This window comes from Brachybacterium sp. AOP43-C2-M15 (genome assembly GCF_052446295.1).
Lineage (GTDB): Bacteria > Actinomycetota > Actinomycetes > Actinomycetales > Dermabacteraceae > Brachybacterium.
The window spans coordinates 52,363-73,146 of sequence record NZ_JBQSWB010000005.1; the positions used below are offsets into that span (position 1 = coordinate 52,363).

Genomic DNA, 20,784 nt, shown 5'->3' on the forward strand with positions numbered 1-20,784 from the left:
CGCGGTCACGGGTCGTCGGCGACCGGGTCCCTATACGGTGGCACGGTGACCGACCGCACTGCGACCGCACCGCTGATCCGTCGGCTCCTGCCCCCGCTGCAGGTGCTCTCCCTGCTGTGCCTGCTGTTCGCCGCGATCGCCGTGGCGCTGACCCCTGGCCCGTGGGCAGGGGTGAAGCTCGCGGTGGCCGTGATCTTCGCGGCGGCGGTGCCCGTGGTGGCCGCCGCGTGGATCGTACGGGCCGGCCGACGCTCCGGTCGCGCCCGGGCCGCGCTCTCGGGAGCGGTCGGGCTGGTGGTGATCCCCGTCGCCGTCTCCGGGACGGTCGGGTTCACGAGCCCGGTGCTGCTGCTGGCAGTGGCCCTGGTGGTGATCGACATCGGGCGCGCTCCCGGCTGGGGGGCCGCGACGGTCATCACCGCGGTCGGCGCCCTGCTCCACCTGATGAGCGGCCATGGTGCCCTGGTGGCGCTGTCCAACGCGCTGCCGGTGGCGGTGCTGCTGGCATTCGGCATCGCCCTGGGCAGCGCACTGCGCGCCTACGAGGAGGCGCACGCCGACGACGTCCGCACGATCGCCGAGCGCGACCGGGCCCTGGCGCGTCTCGAGACGGCGATGGTGCGCCTGCGTCGCACCACGGAGGTGGAGAAGGAGCTGCTGCTCGCGGACGAGCGGGCGCGCTCGGCGCGCGATCTCCACGACGGCCTGGGGCATCGACTCACCCTAGTCTCGATGGGCCTCGAGTTCGCGCAGAGGGCGCGCCGCACGGATGCCGACGCCGCCTGGGAGGAGATCGCCGCCGCGGAAGCCACCGCCCGCGAGGCCCTCGCAGAGATGCGCACCTGGGTGCGGGCGCTGAGCCCCGTGCGCGACGCGGAGGCGACCGGGGCCGCCGCCATCGAGGCGATCGCGGAATCGTTCCGCGGCACGGGGCTGGAGGTCGACGTCGAGGCCGACGACCACGCCGCCGAGCTCTCCGCGGACGCCTCGCTCCTGCTCTACCGCGCCGTGCAGGAAGGGCTCACGAACGCTCTGCGCCACGGCCGTGCCGAGCGGGTCCGGATCACCCTGGTCCGGGAGGGCGCCGAGGTGGTGCTGGAGCTGTGCAGCGATCTCGACACCGCCTCTCGCGCGGCGACCCCCGCAGGGGAGGCGGCGCGGGGCTTCGGTCTGCGCGGCGTCGCCGAGCGCGCCCGGGCGCTGGACGGCCACATCCGGGCCGGCCGCCGCGGCGACCGCTTCGCGCTGGAGGTCCGGCTGCCCGCCGCCGCGGCCCTGGAGCCCGACCCCTCGGCACCCGGGCACGGGCCCCGCCCTCCGTCGCACGCCGCGGGTCGACCATGAGCAGCCCGCTCCGCATCGCCCTCGTCGATGACCAGCAGCTGCTGCGGCGCGGACTCGCGATGCTGCTGTCGACCGTCCCCGGCATCGAGGTGGTCGGTCATGCGGCCGACGGGCTCGAGGCGCTGGCCGTGATCTCGAAGCACCTGCCCGACGTGGTGCTGGCCGACGTGCGCATGCCGCGCATGGACGGGATCGAGCTGGTGGCCCGCTGCCGCGACGATCACCCCGGGATCCCCGTGCTGCTGCTGACCACCTTCGACGACGAGCCGGTCGTGCAGGGATCCCTCGCCGCCGGAGCCGCGGGATTCCTGCTCAAGGACACCTCCACCGAGGCGCTCGCAGAGGCGATCCGCTCGGTGGCCGCGGGCGGGATGGTCATCGACCCGCGGGTGGCCCGGATCGCGATGCGGCGCGCCGTGGAGGACCCGAGCGGCGAGCAGGACCCGTTGGCCGTGCTCACCCGTGCCGAGCGGCTGGTCGCCGAACAGGTCGCCGAGGGATGCAGCAATGCGGAGATCGCCGAGCACCTGGTGCTCGCCGAGGGCACCGTGAAGAACCACGTCTCCGCGCTGCTGCGCAAGCTCGGGAGCCGCGACCGCACCGTCCTCGCGCTCACCCTGTACCGGATGCTGCACGGATGAGGGTCAGCGGCGGCGGTGCAGGCTCGCCACCACCGAGACGGTGATCCGGGGGCCGCTCCCGCCCAGCCTCGCGAGCACCGCGGGCTCCACGTGCCGGGCGCTCGGCGTCATCGCGATCAGGTCCCGGGCGGAGCCCGGGGCGAGATCCAGGTCGAAGTGCAGCTCCCGGCTCTCCTCCGCGGTGAACAGCGGATCCAGGACCTCGTGCAAGCGCTCCTCCTTGCGCGGATCCGGCCGCACCATGCCGGGGACGTCACGGCGCAGCTGCAGCAGGTGGTCAGGGGCCGGACGCACCACCATCAGGTGCCCGCCCGGTGCCAGCACGCGGGCGAACTCGGCAGGATTGCGGGGCGCGAACACGTCCAGCACCAGATCGACGCTGCCGTCCCGCAGCGGGAACGGGGAGAACACGTCCCAGCTCGCGGCCGCGGCCCGGTCATGGCATCGGGCGGCGAACCGCAGCGCGCGCACCGAGGTGTCCACCCCGAGGCCGTGCGCCGCCGGCAGACGGTCCAGCGCCCCGGCCAGGTAGTAGCCGGTGCCGCAGCCGATGTCGAGGACCCGTCGGACGCCCGTCGGGGCGAGATCGGCGATCGCCTCGCGCAGCGGAGAATAGGCGCCGGTTCCGAGGAACCGGTCCCGGGCACGGGCCATCTCGTCGTCATCGCCGCTGGTGGCCGGGGCGCCGGCGAGCAGCGGCAGGTAGCCGGCCCGGGCCAGGTCGAAGCTGTGCCGCTGCGGGCAGCGCAGCGTGCGCTCGGTGAGGGTCAGCGCCTCACCGCAGTGGGGACAGACGAGTGCCTCGAGCCAGGGCTGCAGGGAGGCGGGGACGGGAGGAGCCACCGGACCAGGGTACGTGCCGGTCTCCCGCGCTCCGCGGGAGCCCGCCGTGGATCAGCCCTGCTTGATGAGCGACATCTCGAACTCGAGCTGGATCCGGTCGCCCACCAGCAGGCCGCCGGAGTCCAGGGGCGTGTTCCAGCTGATGCCCCAGTCGCGGCGGTCCAGACGGCGGGTGCCCTCGAAGCCTGCGCGCACGTTCCCGAACGGGTCCGTGTCCACTCCCACGAAGCGCAGCGGGATGCTCATCGAGCGCGTCGTGTCCCGGATCGTCAGCTCGCCGACGACGATGTACCCGTTGTCGTCGACCTCCTCGACGCTCGTCGAGGTGAAGGTCATCTCCGGATGGCTCTCCACGTCCAGGAAGTCCGCGCTGCGCAGGTGCTCGTCGCGCTGCGGGTTGCGGGTGTCGACGCTCTCCGTGCGCACCACCACCTGCACCCGCGCGGATCCGGGATCGGCCTCGTCGAAGCTCGCCTCGCCGGTGACGTCGTTGAAGGCTCCTCGGACCTTGGTCACCATCGCGTGGCGGGCCGAGAATCCGATGCGGGAGTGCCCGGGATCGATGGTCCACTGGCCGGTGAGCGGGGAGTCGGTCATGAACAGCCTCTTCGGTGCGGTCGACGCCGCAGGACGGGCGCCGAGGGAATCGGGGATGCCGGTCGTGACGAGGTGCGGTGCCCGTTTCGTCCAGCTGTGTCAATCTAGCAGTCGCCGGTTCCTCACCGGCCGATGTACTCCCGCAGGTGCGTCCCCGTGAGCGTCGAGGCGGCCCGGACCAGCTGCGTCGGGGTGCCCTCGAAGACGAGCCGCCCGCCGTCGGCCCCGGCCCCGGGCCCGAGGTCGATGATCCAGTCCGCACGGGCCATCACGGCCTGGTGGTGCTCGATGACGATCACCGAGCGTCCGGAGTCCACCAGCCGGTCCAGCAGTCCCAGCAGCTGCTCGACGTCGGCCAGGTGCAGTCCTGTGGTGGGTTCGTCGAGCACGAAGGTCCCGCCCTCGTCGCCCAGGTGGGTGGCGAGCTTGAGGCGCTGCCGCTCACCGCCGGAGAGGGAGGTCAGCGGCTGGCCGATGGTGAGATACCCGAGCCCCACCTCGTCCATGCGCCCCAGCAGCCGGGCCGCGGCCGGCACCTTCGCCTCGGCGGAGGAGAAGTGCGCGAGCGCCTCGTCCACGGACATCAGCAGCACCTCGGAGATGTCCTTCCCGCCCAGGGTGTGCTCGAGCACGGCGGCCTGGAACCTCGTGCCCTCGCACTCCTCGCAGGGGGTGGTGACCGTCTCCATGAAGCCCAGCTCGGTGAAGATCTGCCCGGCGCCCTTGCAGACGGGGCAGGCGCCCTCGGAGTTCGGGGAGAACAGGGAGGGCTTGACGCCGTTGGCCTTCGCGAAGGCCTTGCGGACGGGGTCCAGCAGCCCCGTGTAGGTGGCGGGGTTCGAGCGTCGGGAGCCGCGGATCGCGGTCTGGTCCACCACGGTGACGTCCGCGCCGCGGGGCAGGGAGCCGTGCACCAGCGAGCTCTTGCCGGAGCCCGCGACGCCGGTGATCACGCACAGCACCCCGAGCGGGATGTCGACGTCGACGTCCTGGAGGTTGTGGTGATCGGCGCCCCGGACCTCGATCGCCCCGCTGCGCTCGCGCACCTGCTCCTTGAGGGTGACGCGCCGGTCGAGGTGGCGCCCGGTGAGCGTGCCGGAGGCGCGCAGCCCGGCCACGTCGCCCTCGTACTGCAGCTCCCCTCCGTGGGCCCCGGCGCGCGGTCCGAGGTCGACGACGTGATCGGCGATCGCGATCGTCTCGGGCTTGTGCTCGACGACGAGCACCGTGTTGCCCTTGTCCCGCAGCGCCAGCAGCAGCTCGTTCATCGTCGCGATGTCATGGGGATGCAGACCGATCGACGGCTCGTCGAAGACGTAGGTGACGTCGGTCAGGGCGGAGCCGAGGTGACGGATCATGCGGGTGCGCTGGGACTCTCCGCCGGACAGCGTTCCGGAGGGACGGTCCAGGGAGAGGTACCCCAGCCCTATCCGCACGAAGGAGTCCAGCAGCGCGGAGAGGTTGGTCAGCAGCGGGGCGACGGTGGGTCCGCTGTGTCCTGCCTGCAGGGATGCCACCCATTGCGCGAGCTCGGTGATCTGCAGGGCGCTCGCCTCGGCGATCGAGACCCCGTCGATGCGCGAGCTGCGCGCGTGCTCCGCCAGGCGGGTGCCCTCGCAGTCCGGGCAGACCACGAACTTGACGGCCCGGTCGACGAAGGCGCGCACGTGCGGCTGCATCGATTCGCGGTCCTTGCTCAGCATCGACTTCCGGATCTTCGGGATAAGTCCCTCGTAGGTGAGGTTCATCCCGTCGATCTCGATCTTCGTGGGCTCCTTGTAGAGGAAGTCGTGCATCTGACGCTTCGTGAAGGACTTGATCGGCGCGTCCGAGGGGAAGAAGCCCGAGCCCGCGAACTGCTTCACGTACCAGCCGCCCGCGGCGTAGTTCGGGATCGTGAAGGGGCCGTCGTCGAGGGACTTCTCCTCGTCGTACAGCTCGGCGAGGTCCACGTCGGAGATCCGCCCCATGCCCTCGCAGCGCGGGCACATGCCGCCCACCCGCGAGAAGGTGGTCCTCTCGGCGACGGTACTCTCGCCCTTCTGCACGGTCATCGCCCCCGAGGCGGTGACGCTGGGGACGTTGAAGGAGAACGCGCCGGGCCCTCCCACAGCGGGCTCGGCGAGGAGCGCGAAGAGGCTGCGCAGGTGGGCGCCGGCGTCGGTGACGGTGCCGACGGTGGAGCGGACGTTGGCCCCCATCCGCTCCTGGTCCACGATGATGGCGGTGGTCAGGCCCTGCAGGTCGTCCACCTCGGGACGGGCCAGGGAGGGCATGAAGCCCTGCACGAAGGCGGGGTAGGTCTCGTCGATCATCCGCTGCGACTCCGCGGCGATGGTGCCGAACACCAGCGAGCTCTTGCCCGAGCCGGAGACGCCGGTGAACACCGTCAGACGCCGCTTGGGCAGATCGAGGGAGAGGTCGCGCAGGTTGTTCTCGCGGGCCCCGCGCACACGGATCAGGTCGTGGGCATCGGCGGGGTGGCGGGGAGCGTCGGGAGCGGGCATCGGGGCCTCCGAGGTCGAGGGGAGATCACGCGGTCACGGACCGTGCGGCGGTCCGGGCCTGCACCGGTCGATCGTAGTCCGCCGTCCCGTGCCGCTCGCGGGAGACGCGTCGGCGTCGGCGTCGGCCCGGGGCCCCGCCGCGGGCTAGCCTGGGACGGTGAACGACGTGACGCACTACGACATCGCCCTGATCGGCTCCGGCTCCGCGAACTCCTTCCCGGGCCCCGAGCTCGCCGATCGCCGCATCGTGCAGATCGACCGCGGGGTGGGCCCGCAGCAGGTCTTCGGCGGGACGTGTCTGAACCTCGGATGCATCCCGACCAAGATGTTCGTGCACACCGCGGACCTCGCCCGCACCCCCGCGGAGGCCGGTCGCTTCGGCCTCACCGAAGAGCTGCGGCACGTGGACTGGCCCGCGATCCGTGACCGCATCTTCGGGCGCATCGACCCGATCACCGCGGGCGGCGAGGAGTACCGCCGCGACCACGAGGACAACCAGAACCTCACCCTGCTGCGCGGCACCGCCCGCTTCCTCGACCGCCGCACCCTCCGGGTGACGGGCGACGACGGCGCCGAGCGGACCGTCAGCGCCGACACCGTCGTGCTGGGCGCCGGCTCCCGCCCCGTGCTCCCCCCGATCGACGGACTCGCCGAGGCGCGTCCCCACACCTCGGACACGATCATGCGCCTCGAGCGGCTGCCGAGCTCGCTCGCGATCCTCGGCTCCGGGGTGATCGCCGTCGAGATGGCGCACGTCTTCGCCTCCTTCGGGGTCGAGGTCACCCTCATCGCCCGCTCCGCCGAGGTGCTGCGCGCGGCCGACGCGGACGTCTCCGCGCGGCTCACCGAGATCCTCGGCGAGCGGCTGCGCCTGGAGACGGACCTGACCACGACCGCAGTCCACCGCACCGCCGAGGGCGTCGAGCTGCGCGGCGAGCGGGACGGCGCCGAGGTCCTGATCCGGGCCGAGGAGCTGCTGGTCGCCGTCGGCCGCCGCCCGAACTCGGATCTGCTCGACGTCACCGCTGCCGGGATCGACACCGCGGAGGACGGCCGCGTGCTGGTCGACGAGCACCAGCGCGTGCTCGGGGACGGTCAGGTGCTCGAGGGGCTGTGGGCGCTCGGGGACCTCTCCAGCCCGCATCAGCTCAAGCACGTCGCCAACCACGAGCAGCGGATCGTGCGGCACAACATCCTGCATCCGCATCAGCTGCGCCGCTCGGACACGATGCCGGTGCCCAGCGGGGTGTTCACCCATCCCCAGGTGGCGTGGGTGGGGATCGACGAGGAGGAGGCGCGACGCAGCGGACGGCCGGTCCGGGTCGCCGTCCAGGAGTACGCCTCGATCGCCTACGGCTGGGCGCTCGAGGACACCACCGGCTTCGTCAAGATCATCGCCGACGCCGAGACCACCGAGATCCTCGGCGCCCACCTGATCGGCCCGGAGGCCACGACGCTCGTCCAGCTGCTCATCCAGGCCATGAGCACCGGGCAGACCGCCCGCGACATCGCCGCCTCGCAGTACTGGATCCATCCGGCCATGCCCGAGCTGATCGAGAACGCCCTGCTGAAGCTGGTGTGAGAGCAGCCCGCGCGACAGCACGGCCCCCGGCCCGCCGGGGAGCGGTGGCCGAGGGCCGTCGAGTGCTCGGGGTGCGCAGCGGGGAGCCGCCGCGCACCGACGCTCACTCGTCGTAGCCGGGGAGGCAGGACTTCAGCGGGTCCTTCTCGATCTCGGGCGCCGAGGTCTCGTCCTCGTCCTCGGCCCCTTCCTCGTCCGTGGTCTCCTCGTCCGTCGGGGGCTCCTCCTCGGTGTCCGTGCCCTCCTCGGAGCCGTCCTCCTCGCCCTCCGGAGGGGCGCCGGTGTCCGCGGGCTCCGTCGAGCCGGGCTCCGTCTCGCCGAGCACGGACTCCGTCTCGTCCTGCTCCATCGAGTCCTCGATGGAAGCGGCGACCCATTCCTCGAGGTACTCGAAGTCCGGGTTGCCGGAGTAGGTGACGTCCTGCGTGATCGGGTACGAGGTGAAGCCCCCGTCCTTCACCCTCAGCGCGAGATCGACGAAGGCGTCGACGTTGGAGACCGGGATGTCCGTCTGGATGTTCTCCTCGGTGGCGTTGACCAGACCGGGGATCGAGAGCGCGAGGGAGGTGGGGTCCGCCTCCTCCGCGACCGCGCGCACGATGCGCTGCTGGCGGCACATGCGGTTGAAGTCGTTGGATCCCTCGCGGGAGCGGGCGTACCAGAGGGCGTCGAAGCCGTCGAGCTTCTGCTCGCCCGGCTCGATGTATCCCTCGACGTCCGCCGCTCCGCCGCCGATCGGTATGCGCCGCTCGACGACGAGCTCCACGCCGCCGAGGGCGTTGACCAGGTCCTCGAAGCCCTGCAGGTTGACCATCGCGTAGTAGTCCATCTCGAGCCCGAGGGTCTCCTCGACGGCCCAGCGGGTCGCGGTCAGCCCCGGCTCGGGATCGTTCGGGAAGAGGTCCGGTCGGTCGTCCGCCCAGGTCCAGACGGCGTTGATGAGGTTCTGATTGGTGCCGAAGTAGTCGAAGCCGTTCGGGAACTCCTCGGCCGCCGGGGTGCCCTCGGGGAACTCGACGTTCTCGAGGTTGCGGGGGATGGAGAACAGCGCCGTCTGCCCGGACGCGGTGTCGATCGACGCGACCATGATGGTGTCCGGCCGGGTGCCCGTGCGGTCGTCTCCCGCGTCCTGTCCCAGCAGCATGATGTTGAGCCGCTCGGTGTTCTCCCACGGGTCCTTGCCCGAGGTGAAGGGATGATCACGGCCCTCGCCGCCGCCGAACACGGACTCGGAGCCCATCAGGCCCTGCAGGGCCCACAGGGACTGGACGCCGCGGCCGAAGGGCACGGCGACGCCGACGACCATCAGCGCCGCGAGCGCCAGGGCCAGGTACCGCTTCGAACCCTCGAGCCGCTGCCGGGTGGTGTGCGCGAGGTTCGCCGCGACGATCTGCAGAGCCCAGACGAGGCCGACGACGGCGACGGCGAGCATCGCCGCGATCAGCACGCCGCGTTTGGTCGCGAGCATGACCCCCGTGCGGAACGGGTCGCCGACCAGGAGGAACACCGCTGCCGCGATGATCACGAGGGACATCACCACCAGCAGCGCCCAGCCGATCCGGCGCATCCTCGTGGTGACCAGGCCGGAGCCGGGCAGCAGCGAGGTCAGCACGGTCCAGAAGGCGACCTTGGGCAGGGAGCCCTCCTCGTCCCCGGCCCCGGAGGAGCGGCCTCGGGACGCGGCGTCGCCGCCGGAGCCGTCGTCCGGGCCGGAGGCGCCACCGTCTCCGGCTCCGTCGGACGGGCCGGAGCCGCCGGCATGATCGGTCGGGCCGGTGCCGTCCGGTGGGCCGGAGCCTTCGGGCGGGCCGGAGGCGCCCGAGACGGACGTCGTGCGGCCGGGGACCACGGTCGGCCCCGCCGCGGCCCGCGGGTCGGTGGGGTCCTTCCTGTCCGCGGAGGCGTCGCCGGCGGCGGTGACCGGGGGAGCCAGCGGCTCCGCGCCGCGCTGCGGCGCGTCCGCGTCCTCGCGGACCGTCCAGTCGTCGGTCGGCGTCCGGGACGCATCGCGGTCCTGCGCGCTCGCGGACCCGGCTCCGGTCGCCCAGAGATCCTGCTCGGTGGACGGTTCGGCGGAGGGTCGGGCGCGACGGCGTCCCGCGGGCTCCGAGGTGCGAGGTTCCGCAGGGGGACCGGAGGCCGCGGCCCCCGAGGCGGGGGATGCCGTGACCGCGTCCGCGGCGCCCGCGGCGCCCTGCGTCCCGGCGGAGCCGAGCTCCTCGAGGGGGAAGGCGGCACGGCGCCCCCGGGGGCGCCGAGGAGCGGACGACGGTGTGCCCCGGCCGTCCTCGACCGGCGACAGGTGCGCGGTGGGCGGTTCGGACCCGGGTGCGTCGGACCCGGAGGCGTCGGCCCCGGTCGCAGTCCTCCGCGCCGCAGAGGACCCCGGTGGGGCCGACCGGACCGCGCGCTGCTCGGTCGCCGGCACGGCGCCGGCCGGCTCCGCCGGGGAGGCGCTCGGCTCTGCCGAGGGGGCGCTCGGCGCGGCCGGAGAGGCGCTCGGCTCTGCCGAGGAGGGGACGGGGCTCGGCGCGGAGGGGGCGCTGTCGGAGGCAGATCCGATCCAGGTGCGCTTGGGGTTCGGGGACCCGAAGGCCGCGTCACGGTTGCGGCGCGCCTCCTCCGGGGGGAGGGGCGTCGACTGCGGGCGCCGGTGCGGCTGCTGGTGTCTGCCGGACCGACGGCGCCTGCGCCGAGAGGCCGAGGAAGGGTCCGTCATGCGCTCCATCCTAGGATCACGGTCGCCGATCTTCATTCAGGAGCCTGTGAGGGGGTCGTGGAGGTGATGCGCGTGAGCTTCCGTATCCTGGTCGCATGCGCCTGATCCACACCCCGTCGACCGATCTCACCTACGACGACTGCTTCTTCCTTCCGCGCCGGTCCGCGGTCACTTCCCGCTTCGACGTCGACCTCGGCAGCGACGACGGCTCGGGAACCACGATCCCGCTGATCGCCGCCAACATGACGGCGGTCACAGGGCGGCGGATGGCCGAGGTGATGGCGCGGCGCGGCGGCCTCGCCGTGCTGCCCCAGGACCTCTCCCCGGAGCGGATCGACTCGATCGTCCGCTCCGTGAAGTCCCGCGATCTGCAGGTGGACCATCCGCTGACCCTCACCGTCACCGGCACCCTCGGCCAGGCGGCGGACCTGCTGCCCAAGAGGCCGCACGGGATCGTCGTGGTGATCGACGGGCAGCGCCGACCTCTCGGCACCGTCTCCGCGGAGGAGATCGCGGGTCGCGACACCTTCGCCGAGGTCGGCAGCGTGCTCAGCGAGGACGTGCCCGTCCTGCGCCCCGCGGACCTCGAGGCCGCGCCCGCGCAGCTGCATGCGCGGATCGCCGCGACCCACCACGACGCTGCGATCGTCGTGGACGAGGAGGGGGTGCTGCGCGGCGTCCTGACCGCGACCGGCGTGCTGCGCTCGACCATCTACCAGCCCGCCACCGACGCCGAGGGCCGGCTGCGGATCGCGGTCGCCGTGGGTGTCAACGCCGACGTCGCCACCCGGGTCCGCGAGCTCACCGCGGTCGGCGCCGACGTGATCGTGCTCGACACCGCCCACGGGCACCAGGACAAGATGATCGAGGCCCTGCACGTCGCACGGGAGGTGCTCGGACCCCGGGAGGGAACCGCAGTGCGCCTGGTCGCCGGCAACATCGTCACCGCCGAGGGCACCCGGGAGCTGATCGAGGCGGGAGCCGACATCGTGAAGGTCGGCGTGGGCCCCGGCGCCATGTGCACCACCCGCATGATGACCGGCGTCGGCCGCCCCCAGTTCTCCGCCGTCCTGGAGTGCGCCGCCGAGGCGCGTCGCCTGGGCGGCCGGGTCTGGGCCGACGGCGGGGTCCGGCACCCGCGCGACGTCGCGCTCGCGCTCGCCGCCGGTGCCTCGAACGTCATGATCGGCTCCTGGTTCGCCGGCACCTACGAGTCCCCGGGCCAGATGCGCACCGACGAGAGCGGCCGCCGCTACAAGGAATCCTTCGGCATGGCCTCCAAGCGCGCCGTGTCCCATCGCACCGCCCACGAGGACGCCTTCGCCCGCGCCCGCAAGGGTCTGTTCGAGGAGGGCATCTCCACCTCGCGCATGTACCTGCCCGAGGGGCACGGCGGGGTGGAGGACCTGCTCGACGAGATCACCGCGGGCGTGCGCTCCTCCTTCACCTACGCCGGCGCCGCCACCGCCGCCGAGTTCCGCGACCGCGCGGTGATCGGCCTGCAGGGCGCCGCCGGGTACGCGGAGGGCCGCCCGGTCGCCAGCTCCTGGAGCTGAGCACCGCCTCTGCTCCCGGTAGGCTGACGTCATGACGACTCTCGTGATCGGTGGCGCCGGGTACATCGGATCGCACGTGGTGCGACTCCTCCTCGAGCAGGGGAAGCAGGTGGTGGTGGTCGACGACCTCTCCACCGGTCTGCGCGAGCGCACGGAAGGGGCCGAGCTGTTCGAGCTCGACGTGACGCTCCCCGACGCCCGCGAGAAGCTCGCCTTCCGGATGCGGGCCTCCGGGGCCGATTCGGTGATCCACTTCGCCGCCCACAAGCAGGTCGGTGAGTCGGTCGCCCATCCGGAGATGTACTGGCACGACAACATCGGCGGGCTCGCCAACGTGCTCGCCGCCTGCGCGAGCGCCGAGGTCCGCGACGTGGTCTTCTCCTCGTCGGCGGCGGTGTACGGCATGCCGGACGTCGACCTGGTCACCGAGGACCTCGACCCGCAGCCCATCAACCCCTACGGGGCGACCAAGTACGTGGGGGAGTGGATGCTGGCCGACTCGGAGCGCGCCCACGGCATGCGCACCGTCGCCCTGCGCTACTTCAACGTCGCCGGGGCGGGCTGGCCCGAGCTCGCCGACACCGCCGTGATGAACCTGGTGCCGATCGTGCTGGACCGCCTCGAGAACGGGAAGTCCCCGGTGGTGTTCGGAGACGACTACGACACCCCCGACGGCACCTGCATCCGCGACTACGTCCACGTGCTCGACCTGGCCCACGCCCACATCGCGGCGCTGGACTACCTGCGCGGCGAGGAGCGCCCGCACCGGACCTTCAACGTCGGCACCGGGGAGGGCTCCAGCGTGCTCGAGGTCATCGACGCGATCGGCCGCGCGAAGGGCATCGAGATCAGCCCCGAGATCGGTCCGCGGCGCGCCGGCGATCCCGCCCGTCTGATCTGCTCCGGGGACCGCATCGCCCAGTCGCTGGGCTGGAAGTCCGAGCACGGGCTGGACGACATCGTCCGCTCCGCCGTCGAGGCCCGGACGGCCGCATTCACCCCCGATGTCGAGGCGTACCCCGAGCGCTGAGGCGGTCGGCCCCGCTCGGGTGCGCCCTGCGCCGGTGCGGCCGCGGGAGCTCAGGTGAGGTAGCGGTAGATCGGGTCCTCCGGATCGACCCGCTCGATCTCCATGTTCGAGGCGGCCATCCGCGCCATCAGCGGTTCGAGGTCCTCACGGTCGCCGATCTCGAGGCCCACCAGGGCGGGCCCCGCCTCGCGGTTGTTGCGCTTGATGTAGTCGAACAGCACGATGTCGTCATTCGGCCCCAGGACCCGGTCCAGGAAGCGGCGCAGCGCCCCCGGCTCCTGCGGGAACGTCACCAGGAAGTAGTGCTTGAGCCCCTCGTGCACGAGGGAGCGCTCCACGATCTCGTTGTACCGCGAGACGTCGTTGTTGCCCCCGGAGACCACCACCACGATGTCCCCGGTCGACTCCGCGGCGTCGCCCGCGCCGTGCCCCGCCCGCCCCAGCCGGTCGATGGTCCCGTTCGCCACGGCGGTCGCGGCCAGCGCTCCGGCGGGCTCGGCGATGATGCCCTCGACCTGGTAGAGCGCGAGCATCTGGGTGCACACGGCCCCCTCGTCGACCGCCACCAGCTCGGGGCCGATCGCCTGAACCATCCGCAGGGGGCCGGCGCCGACGCGGCGCACCGCGGCGCCGTCGACGAAGCGGTCCATCTCGTGGAGGGTGACCGGCCGCCCGGCGCGCACCGCGGCCGCCATCGAGACCGCGCCCGCCGGCTCGACGCCCACGATCCGGGTCGAGGGGCTCCGCTCGCGCAGCCAGGCGCCGCAGCCTCCCAGCAGCCCGCCGCCGCCGACGGGGAGCACCATGGTGCCCAGCTCCCGGCCGTGCTCGCTGCGCAGCTGATCGGCGGCCTCGAGTGCGACGGTCCCCTGTCCGGCCATGATCACCGGATGGTCGAAGGGCGGCACCTGGGTCGCGCCGGTGCGCTCGGCGTCGTCCGCGGCGGCCTCGGCGGCGTCGTCGAAGGTGTCGCCGATCAGCACCAGCTCGACCAGCTCGCCGCCGATCGAGGTGATCCGCTCGCGCTTCTGCCGGGGCGTGGTGCCGGGTACGTAGATGCGTCCGTGGACGCCGAGGGCGGAGCAGGCCTGGGCGACGCCCTGGGCATGGTTGCCGGCGCTCGCCGCCACCACTCCCGCCTCCCGCGCCTCGTGGCCGAGGGAGTCCAGGAAGAGGTGCGCCCCGCGCAGCTTGTAGGAGCGCACCGACTGGAGGTCCTCGCGCTTGAGCCAGACCGGCGCCCCGGCGAGCTCGGAGAGCCGCTCGCTGTGCTCGAGAGGGGTGCGGCGCAGCACGGGGGCGAGGCGGGCCGCCGCGTCCTCGACCTCCGGAGCGCGCACCGGCAGCGCGCCCGAGCCCGTGTCGGCGGTTCCGGCGGTCGTGCCGGGTGTCGTCTCCGTCATCCCGCGTCCCCCTCCCCGGTGCCCGCCGCCTCCACGACGAGCGCCGTCGCCATCGCCGCCACGCCCTCGCCACGGCCGGTGAGGCCGAGGGCATCGGTGGTGCTGCCGGAGACCGTCACCGCGGCATCCGCCGCCCGGCTCATCTCGGCGCAGGCCTCCTCTCGCCGACGCGCCAGGCGCGGGCGGTTGCCGATCACCTGCACCGAGATGTTGCCGATCTCGAATCCCGCCGCGCGCACCCGACGTGCCGCCTCGCGCAGCAGGCGCGTCCCCGAGGCGCCCGCCCACTCGGGGCGGTCCACGCCGAAGTGGGTACCGAGATCGCCGGTCCCCGCCGCCGAGAACAGGGCGTCGCAGGCGGCGTGGCAGGCGACGTCGGCGTCCGAGTGGCCGGCCAGCCCCGGCTCGCCCTCCCAGCGCAGCCCGGCCACCCACAGCTCACGCCCGGCGTCCGCCGGGGCGAAGGCGTGCACGTCCACGCCGATCCCCACCCGGGGGAGAGGAGTCGAAGCGGAGCCGGTCATCGACCCGCGCCCTCGGCGGCCGGGCCGGTGCCGTCCGGGCGGGCGTCGATCCGCGCCAGCAGGCGGTCGATGTCGTCATAGGTCACCTGCGGATTGGTGCCCAGCAGCAGCGGCATCCCCGAGACCCGCGGGATGCCGAGGGCGTCAGGGAGGTCGACGGTGCTGACGACGAGGTCGGCCTGGAAATCGGCGGAGAGGAGGTCCATGACGGTGGCCTGCACGACATGGACCTCGCGGCCTCCGGAGGCGAGGTGATCGCGCACCTGCTCCGCGATGAGCGCTGAGGTGGCGATCCCGGCGCCGCACACGATGGCGATGGTGAGCATTCGAACTCCTGGACGATGGTGGGGAAGGGCGGCGACCTGCTGCCCGAGGTCCTGGGGGAGGCCCGGACGACGGGCCACCGGCGGAGGTCGATTCTGTCACGTCCTCCCTGGGCGATCCACGGGACCTTCGGGGCCGTCTACGATTGCCCGCGTGAACCAGCCCCGCCGACTCCGTGCTCCGCGCCCCCATGGCCGGGCCGCCGGCGTGGTGCTCGCCGGGGGATCGGGCACCCGGGTGGGCGCCGGGATCAACAAGGCCTTCCTCCCGCTGGCGGGGCGCAGCATCGCCGGCTGGGGACTGAACACCCTCGCCTCGGTCGAGGGCGTCGGGATCCTCGTGTTCGTGGTCCGCCCCGACGACCTCGAGCACGCCCGGTTCGTCGACTCCCGCGAGACCGACGGCCCGCTGGAGATCATCACCGGCGGCGAGACCCGCCAGGAGTCCGAGCTGGCGGCGCTGCGTCATCTCGCCGATCGGATCGACAGCGGCGCGATCGACACCGTGCTGATCCATGACGCCGCCCGCCCCCTGGTCTCCCACGGACTGGCCTCGGCGGTCCTCCACGCCGCCCGCGAGACCGGCGGCGCCGTCCCGGGCATCCCCGCCGCCGACATCGTCACCGCCGGCACGGGCGATGGCCTCGCCGTCGGCTCTGCGCAGCACCGCGGTGCGCTGGTCAGGGTGCAGACCCCGCAGGGATTCCACGCGGCCACCATCCTGGACGCCTACGAGGCGGCGGCCCGCGACGGCTTCGTGGGCACGGACACGGCCTCCTGCGCCGAGGAGTACACCGACATCCCGGTCGCGTGGGTGCGCGGCGAGGAGACCAACTTCAAGATCACCTATGCGCAGGACCTGCTCCTGGCCCAGGACGTGGTCAGCGCGCTAGGTTTGAGGTCCGGGTGAGGAGGAGACGATGAGCGTCGAGGAGAGCTTCCTGCGCTGCACCGCCTGTGACCAGGAGGCGGAGCACGTGGTCGTCTACGCGGGCCGCTTCGTGTCCCAGATCCAGTGCACGGGATGCGGTGCCGTGACGCGGCTCGACGTCTCGGAGGCGTATCTGCCCGATCTGCGCCAGCGCATCTCCAGCAAGCCGCGCCGACTGATGCGGCGACTGCGCCGGGATCCCGGGGAGCTCGCCTCCAGCCTGCCCGTGCGCACCCTGTCCAAGCCCGGCCGGATGGCCGAGGAGTTCCGGACCGTGTGGAGGAGCCGGCGAGGTCGCTGACCCCGCCGGTCCTCAGCCGCGGCGCGCCAGCCCGTGGCGGTGCGAGGTGTCGCGGGCCAGCCCCAGCGAGATCTGGGCCTGCCACATGCTGAGCCGGTCCAGCACCGCGAACCCGGCGTGGGAGCCGTGGACCGTGCGCACCCGGGCGCCGCTCTCGAGCGCGGCTCGGATCTCGTCGAAGGGCTCGACCTCCTCGCGCGCAGGAGCATCCAGCCCACGGCCCTCCTGCCGATGACCGTCCTGCGCCTGCCCGTCCTGCGCGAGCGCGGCGGTGAGCAGGCCCCGCCGCAGCAGCCGCGGGCTCTGCAGTCCCGCCAGCGTGGCGCGGTCGATGTTGCGCAGCCCGTCGGGTCGCACTTCCTTGACCGAGTCCGTCAGCGCCACCACGGGAACGACCGCGTCGACCCCCTCGTGCATCGCGGAGAGCACGGAGGCCACGATCTCGCCCGGGGTGAGGGCGCGTTCCGCGTCGTGGAGCAGGAGCAGCTCCTCCTGCGAGCGCTCGAGGGCGGCTCGCAGCGCGGGGCGACGACCGCCGTCGACCGCGAGCACGGACAGCCCGGGTCCCAGCGCCGCACGGAGCTGCGGCGCGGCGTCGCGCCCGGTGATCACGAGCGGGGCCGGGAGGCCGACCGCCCGCAGCGTGCCGAGGAGCCGCTCGACGAGGCGGGAGCCTCCGAGGCGCTCGAGGCTGGGCGTCGCGGTCCCGCGCGACACCCCGGGGGCGGGTGGTGCGAGCGCGAGGACGACCGGCCTCACGGCGGCCGCGATCGGAGCGGGGGTCACGGGACGGTCCGGCTCAGGAGGCGAGGACCTCGTCGAGGATGGACTCGGCGTTCGCCTCGTCGGTCTTCTCCGCGAGCGCGAGCTCGGAGACCAGGATCTGGCGCGCCTTGGCCAGCATCCGCTTCTCCCCGGCGGAGAGGCCGCGGTCCTGGTCGCGGCGCCACAGGTCGCGCACGACCTCGGCGACCTTCTTGACATCGCCGGAGGCCAGCTTCTCGACGTTCGCCTTGTAGCGTCGGGACCAGTTGGTGGGCTCCTCCGTGTAGGGCTGGCGCAGGACCTCGAAGACCTCGTCGAGGCCCTCCTTGTCCACGACGTCCCGGACCCCGACGAGGTCGACGTTGTCAGCGGGGACCTCGATGGTCAGATCGCCCTGGGCGACCTTCAGCTTGAGGTAGGTGCGGTCCTCGCCCTTGATGGTGCGGGTCTTGACCTCTTCGATGAGTGCAGCACCGTGGTGCGGGTAGACGACGGTCTCGCCGACGGCAAAATTCATGTGGTGGGTCCCCTTTCCGCGGATGAGTCTAGCACCGAGGGGTCATGGTAAAATGCGCGCCGACCTGCTCGAGCTCCTGGTGAGGAGAGGATCTCGAGCCTGCGGCCGCGGCGTCGCCCGGCTCTCCGTCAGCTCCTCGTCAGCGCCCCGCCCGCGGATCGTCCTCACGGTCTCGTGCTCGCCGTCCCGCTCACACCGTCCCGTCCTCACCGTCCCGTCGCCCCGCGGCGTCTCCCGTCCGTGGCCCGAGGGGGCGCCCGCCCCGTGCTCCCGGGGCCCTCCGGACGCCTCGCGGGAGCGCGCATCGACCTGGTCACGCCCCGCGTCGACGGCGTCCTGAGGTGCCCGCCGTGGGGTAACCTGTCAGAGCTGTCCCCGTACGTCACCCGCCGCCCCGCGGCATCGAACAGGAGTCCTCCGTGCGTCGTTCCCGCCGTCTCGTGCTCTCCGCCGCCGCCCTGGGCCTGGCGCTCGCGGCCACCGGCTGCACGTACCTGTCCCCGGTGCAGACCCACGATTTCTACCAGGCCGGCGACGGCACGAACGCGAACCTCGAGATGGACGGTGCGTTCTACGCGGGAGTGCGCAACGCCGTGCTGGTGTTCGGCGAGGACGGCAGCGCGGTGTTCTCCGGCACCGCCGTGAACTACTCCGACGAGTCCGTCACCGTGGATCTCGAGGGCCTCTCGGAAGGTCAGGGTGTCTTCTCCGCGCAGGTCGAGGTGCCCGCGCGGAGCACCGTCGAGATGGGGCCGGGCGAGGGCCAGCAGCTGGTCCCGGTCGGTGAGGTGGACGTCCTGCCCGGAACCATCCTGGACCTGAAGGTCACCGCCGGCGGCGAGGAGACCACGGTCTCCCTGCCCACGCTCGAGACCTCCTTCAGCCACCTCGAGTTCGGGCAGCCGGCCGAGGGCTGAGCCCCGCCGCCCCGAGCCGAGAGCTCCGAGCCGAGCAGTCCGAGCAGAGAGCCGCCCCGCAGCCGATCCCGGCCGCGGGGCGGCTCTGCTTCCACGGTGAGCCCGGCGTCCACGGTGAACCCGGAGTCCACGGCGAGCCCGGCGTGCGGGACCGCCGTGGACTGCCGGCGGAGGGCCGGCAGGGGAGGCCGCCGTGGACTGCCGGCGGGGGAGGCCGGCGCCGCCGCGGGAGGCTCAGCGCCCGGAGTCGAACTTGTACCCGAGTCCTCGCACGGTGACCAGGTGGACGGGCTCCTTGGGATCCTCCTCGATCTTGGCCCGCAGCCGCTTCACGTGCACGTCGAGGGTCTTGGTGTCGCCGACGTAGTTGGCGCCCCACACCCGGTCGATGAGCTGCCCGCGGGTGAGCACCCGGTCGACGTTGCGCAGCAGCATCTCCAGCAGTTCGAACTCCTTCAGCGGCAGGGCGATCTCCTCCCCGCGCACCTCCACCACGTGGCGCTCGACGTCCATCATGATGCTCCCCGCGGTCAGGGTGGTGTCCTCGTCCGACTCCGCGCTCTCCTGCCCTCTGCGCAGCACGGCCTTGATCCGGGCCAGCAGCTCGCGGGAGGAGTAGGGCTTGGTGACGTAGTCGTCGGCCCCCAGCTCGAGCCCGAGCACCTTGTCGAACTCGTCGTCCTTCGCGGTGAGCATGATGACCGGCACGGAGGAGGTGCGGCGGATCTCGCGGCACACCTCGGTCCCGCTCAGCCCGGGCAGCATGAGGTCCAGCAGCACCAGATCGGCGCCGTGCGCGGAGAAGATCCGCAGCCCGTCGGTGCCGGTGTCGGCGACGGCTACCTCGTACCCCTCCTTCCGCAGGCTGTACGAGAGGGGGTCCGAGAACGACTCCTCGTCCTCCACGATCAGGATGCGCGTCATATCAGTGTCCCTTTCCCGACCCGTGGTCGGTGGCGATGGTGCGGTGGTCGCCGCGGGGGTGCGCGGAGCCGGCCGTGCCGGGGGTCCGCTCGCCCGCCGTGATGGTCCCCGTGCGGCCCATCTCGGGCAGCCGGAGGGTGAAGGTGGAGCCCTGGGAGGGCAGCGACCAGGCCGTGACCTCGCCGCCGTGGTCGTTCGCGATGTGCTTGACGATCGCGAGCCCCAGCCCGGTGCCGCCGGTGGTGCGCGAGCGGGCCCGGTCCACGCGGAAGAAGCGCTCGAAGACCCTCTCCAGGTGCTCCTTGGAGATGCCGATGCCCTGGTCCTTGACCGAGATCTCGACCATCCCGCCGTCGCGGCGCACCGAGACCCCGACCTTCGTCCCGGACTCCGAGTAGGTGATCGCGTTGGCGATCAGGTTGGACAGCGCGGTCGTGAGCATCGCGGCGGAGCCGAACACCTGCAGCCCGCTCGCGCCGCCCACGCCGAGGTCGATCCGGGAGCCCAGCGCGTAGTTGCGGTTCAGGCCGACGGCCTCCTCGACCACCTCGTCGATCTCGACCGGCGTCGCGTCGGGCAGGGCCGAGCTGCCCTGGACGCGGGAGAGCTCGATGATCTCCTGGACCAGGTGGGAGAGCCGGTGGGTCTCGCTCTGCATGCGCCCGGCGAAGCGGCGCACCGCATCGGGATCCTCCGCGGCGTCCTCCATGGTCTCGGCCAGCAGCGTGATCGCGCCGACCGGGGTCTTCAGCTCGTGGGACACGTTGGCCACGAAGTCCCGCCGGGTCTCCTCGACGCGCACCGCACGGGTGAGATCGTCGGCCAGCAGCAGCGCCCCGTGCTCCCCGAGGGCGCCGACCCGCACGTCGATGACGGCGTCCGGGTCCCCTTGGCTGGTGCGGCGCAGCGTGAGGCGCTCGTCGCGGAAGCCGCCGTTGCGGCCCACGTCGGCGGCCAGCTCCATCAGCTCGCCGTTGGCCAGGCGGGGGTAGTCGCCCTCGGCCGCGCGCACGATCCCGTAGGAGTAGGCCAGGGGAGAGGCGCGCAGCACGTCACCGCTCGCATCCAGCACCACATAGGCCGAGGACAGGATCGCCAGCACCTCCGCCGCGGCGTCGGGCACCGCGCGGTCCGTCGTGCTCGGCGCGTCGGAGCGGGCACGCTCCGTGCGGGCGAGCGCGAGCGTCGCGGCGACGCCGATCACCAGACCGATCGCGCCGGCGAGCACGAGGAGCGCAGACAGGGGCACCCGTACAGCCTAGGCCCCCGAGGGCCCTCACCAGGTTCGTCGTGGCATCGAGGGCGTCGCGGTGGCCAGGTGTTCACACGGACTACGCTTCGAGTTCACCGACCACAGCAC

General features: G+C 72.8%; 19 protein-coding genes. 8 read left to right on the forward strand and 11 right to left on the reverse strand.

Translation table 11 applies throughout. The features are described from left to right. Nucleotides 1-45: 45 nt before the first annotated feature. A complete protein-coding gene (locus ACT3SP_RS06775) occupies nt 46-1,344 on the forward strand; it encodes a sensor histidine kinase (RefSeq protein ID WP_444586504.1) in 1,299 nt (432 codons plus the stop codon). Then, on the forward strand, nt 1,341-1,985 hold the full coding sequence (locus tag ACT3SP_RS06780; RefSeq protein ID WP_444586505.1) for a response regulator: 645 nt from the start codon (nt 1,341-1,343) through the stop codon (nt 1,983-1,985). The genes ACT3SP_RS06775 and ACT3SP_RS06780 overlap by 4 nt, the downstream gene beginning before the upstream one ends. A gap of 3 nt (nt 1,986-1,988) precedes the next feature. Here ACT3SP_RS06780 and ACT3SP_RS06785 read toward each other — a convergent pair whose 3' ends face one another. The 3 genes from ACT3SP_RS06785 to ACT3SP_RS06795 form a co-directional block, all read right to left on the reverse strand. Then, the gene (locus ACT3SP_RS06785; protein ID WP_444586506.1) at nt 1,989-2,828 is read right to left on the reverse strand and encodes a putative RNA methyltransferase; all 840 of its coding nucleotides are present in this window, start codon (nt 2,826-2,828) and stop codon (nt 1,989-1,991) included. Nucleotides 2,829-2,879: 51 nt separating this feature from the next. After that, a complete protein-coding gene (locus ACT3SP_RS06790; RefSeq protein ID WP_444586507.1) occupies nt 2,880-3,425 on the reverse strand; it encodes a YceI family protein in 546 nt (181 codons plus the stop codon). A gap of 122 nt (nt 3,426-3,547) precedes the next feature. Continuing rightward, nucleotides 3,548-5,932 carry an excinuclease ABC subunit UvrA gene (locus tag ACT3SP_RS06795; protein ID WP_444586508.1) on the reverse strand — a complete coding sequence of 795 codons (2,385 nt, stop codon included), beginning with the start codon at nt 5,930-5,932 and terminating at the stop codon, nt 3,548-3,550. 157 nt (nt 5,933-6,089) lie between these two features. Between ACT3SP_RS06795 and ACT3SP_RS06800 the strand changes: the two genes are divergently transcribed. Beyond that, the gene (locus ACT3SP_RS06800; RefSeq protein WP_444586509.1) at nt 6,090-7,514 is read left to right on the forward strand and encodes a mycothione reductase; all 1,425 of its coding nucleotides are present in this window, start codon (nt 6,090-6,092) and stop codon (nt 7,512-7,514) included. Between the two features lie 103 nt (nt 7,515-7,617). On the opposite strand, the gene ACT3SP_RS06805 is transcribed toward ACT3SP_RS06800, so the two are convergent. After that, nucleotides 7,618-10,233, reverse strand: a complete 2,616-nt coding sequence (locus ACT3SP_RS06805) for an LCP family glycopolymer transferase (RefSeq protein WP_444586510.1) — start codon at nt 10,231-10,233, stop codon at nt 7,618-7,620. Nucleotides 10,234-10,328: 95 nt separating this feature from the next. On the opposite strand from ACT3SP_RS06805, the gene ACT3SP_RS06810 reads away from it, so the two are divergent. Both ACT3SP_RS06810 and galE read left to right on the forward strand, forming a co-directional pair. Continuing rightward, entirely contained in the window at nt 10,329-11,789 is a 1,461-nt protein-coding gene (locus ACT3SP_RS06810; protein ID WP_444586511.1) for a GuaB1 family IMP dehydrogenase-related protein, read from the forward strand. A 31-nt stretch (nt 11,790-11,820) separates the two neighbouring features. Beyond that, nucleotides 11,821-12,819, forward strand: coding sequence for a UDP-glucose 4-epimerase GalE (gene galE, locus ACT3SP_RS06815; protein ID WP_444586512.1), 999 nt, complete (start codon nt 11,821-11,823; stop codon nt 12,817-12,819). A gap of 50 nt (nt 12,820-12,869) precedes the next feature. Here galE and ilvA read toward each other — a convergent pair whose 3' ends face one another. The 3 genes from ilvA to ACT3SP_RS06830 are packed head-to-tail and all read right to left on the reverse strand — an operon-like array spanning nt 12,870 to nt 15,072. Beyond that, nucleotides 12,870-14,222: a threonine ammonia-lyase IlvA gene (gene ilvA, locus ACT3SP_RS06820; protein WP_444586513.1), complete on the reverse strand. Its 1,353-nt coding sequence runs from the start codon at nt 14,220-14,222 to the stop codon at nt 12,870-12,872. Beyond that, nucleotides 14,219-14,746, reverse strand: a complete 528-nt coding sequence (gene ispF / locus ACT3SP_RS06825) for a 2-C-methyl-D-erythritol 2,4-cyclodiphosphate synthase (RefSeq protein WP_444586514.1) — start codon at nt 14,744-14,746, stop codon at nt 14,219-14,221. Before ispF ends, ilvA begins: the two co-directional genes overlap by 4 nt. Continuing rightward, nucleotides 14,743-15,072, reverse strand: coding sequence for a PTS sugar transporter subunit IIB (locus ACT3SP_RS06830; RefSeq protein WP_444586515.1), 330 nt, complete (start codon nt 15,070-15,072; stop codon nt 14,743-14,745). Before ACT3SP_RS06830 ends, ispF begins: the two co-directional genes overlap by 4 nt. Before the next feature lie 151 nt (nt 15,073-15,223). Between ACT3SP_RS06830 and ACT3SP_RS06835 the strand changes: the two genes are divergently transcribed. Together ACT3SP_RS06835 and ACT3SP_RS06840 are read left to right on the forward strand one after the other, a co-directional pair. After that, a complete protein-coding gene (locus ACT3SP_RS06835) occupies nt 15,224-15,979 on the forward strand; it encodes an IspD/TarI family cytidylyltransferase (RefSeq protein WP_444586516.1) in 756 nt (251 codons plus the stop codon). A gap of 10 nt (nt 15,980-15,989) precedes the next feature. Next, nucleotides 15,990-16,301 (forward strand): hypothetical protein, encoded by a 312-nt coding sequence (locus ACT3SP_RS06840; RefSeq protein WP_444586517.1) that lies wholly within the window; start codon nt 15,990-15,992, stop codon nt 16,299-16,301. 12 nt (nt 16,302-16,313) lie between these two features. Here ACT3SP_RS06840 and ACT3SP_RS06845 read toward each other — a convergent pair whose 3' ends face one another. Beyond that, nucleotides 16,314-17,087, reverse strand: a complete 774-nt coding sequence (locus ACT3SP_RS06845) for an IspD/TarI family cytidylyltransferase (protein WP_444586518.1) — start codon at nt 17,085-17,087, stop codon at nt 16,314-16,316. 13 nt (nt 17,088-17,100) lie between these two features. After that, on the reverse strand, nt 17,101-17,583 hold the full coding sequence (locus tag ACT3SP_RS06850) for a CarD family transcriptional regulator (protein WP_096163974.1): 483 nt from the start codon (nt 17,581-17,583) through the stop codon (nt 17,101-17,103). A gap of 419 nt (nt 17,584-18,002) precedes the next feature. Here ACT3SP_RS06850 and ACT3SP_RS06855 point away from each other — a divergent pair, with 419 nt between their 5' ends. After that, nucleotides 18,003-18,500 (forward strand): hypothetical protein, encoded by a 498-nt coding sequence (locus tag ACT3SP_RS06855; RefSeq protein ID WP_444586519.1) that lies wholly within the window; start codon nt 18,003-18,005, stop codon nt 18,498-18,500. 234 nt (nt 18,501-18,734) lie between these two features. Here ACT3SP_RS06855 and ACT3SP_RS06860 read toward each other — a convergent pair whose 3' ends face one another. Both ACT3SP_RS06860 and ACT3SP_RS06865 read right to left on the reverse strand, forming a co-directional pair. Next, complete coding sequence (locus ACT3SP_RS06860) at nt 18,735-19,424, reverse strand: response regulator (RefSeq protein WP_444586520.1); 690 nt, start codon at nt 19,422-19,424, stop codon at nt 18,735-18,737. A gap of 1 nt (nt 19,425) precedes the next feature. Further along, nucleotides 19,426-20,673: a sensor histidine kinase gene (locus tag ACT3SP_RS06865; protein ID WP_444586521.1), complete on the reverse strand. Its 1,248-nt coding sequence runs from the start codon at nt 20,671-20,673 to the stop codon at nt 19,426-19,428. Between the last annotated feature and the right edge of the window lie 111 nt (nt 20,674-20,784).

Bases quoted from the DNA above. Each gene is read 5' to 3' on its own strand.
- ACT3SP_RS06780 (WP_444586505.1), top strand. From the start codon at position 1,341: ATGAGCAGCCCGCTCCGCATCGCCCTCGTCGATGACCAGCAGCTGCTG.
- ACT3SP_RS06790 (WP_444586507.1), bottom strand. From the start codon at position 3,425: ATGACCGACTCCCCGCTCACCGGCCAGTGGACCATCGATCCCGGGCAC.
- ACT3SP_RS06795 (WP_444586508.1), bottom strand. From the start codon at position 5,932: ATGCCCGCTCCCGACGCTCCCCGCCACCCCGCCGATGCCCACGACCTG.
- ACT3SP_RS06805 (WP_444586510.1), bottom strand. From the start codon at position 10,233: ATGACGGACCCTTCCTCGGCCTCTCGGCGCAGGCGCCGTCGGTCCGGC.
- ACT3SP_RS06810 (WP_444586511.1), top strand. From the start codon at position 10,329: ATGCGCCTGATCCACACCCCGTCGACCGATCTCACCTACGACGACTGC.
- galE (WP_444586512.1), top strand. From the start codon at position 11,821: ATGACGACTCTCGTGATCGGTGGCGCCGGGTACATCGGATCGCACGTG.
- ilvA (WP_444586513.1), bottom strand. From the start codon at position 14,222: ATGACGGAGACGACACCCGGCACGACCGCCGGAACCGCCGACACGGGC.
- ispF (WP_444586514.1), bottom strand. From the start codon at position 14,746: ATGACCGGCTCCGCTTCGACTCCTCTCCCCCGGGTGGGGATCGGCGTG.
- ACT3SP_RS06830 (WP_444586515.1), bottom strand. From the start codon at position 15,072: ATGCTCACCATCGCCATCGTGTGCGGCGCCGGGATCGCCACCTCAGCG.
- ACT3SP_RS06840 (WP_444586517.1), top strand. From the start codon at position 15,990: ATGAGCGTCGAGGAGAGCTTCCTGCGCTGCACCGCCTGTGACCAGGAG.
- ACT3SP_RS06850 (WP_096163974.1), bottom strand. From the start codon at position 17,583: ATGAATTTTGCCGTCGGCGAGACCGTCGTCTACCCGCACCACGGTGCT.
- ACT3SP_RS06860 (WP_444586520.1), bottom strand. From the start codon at position 19,424: ATGACGCGCATCCTGATCGTGGAGGACGAGGAGTCGTTCTCGGACCCC.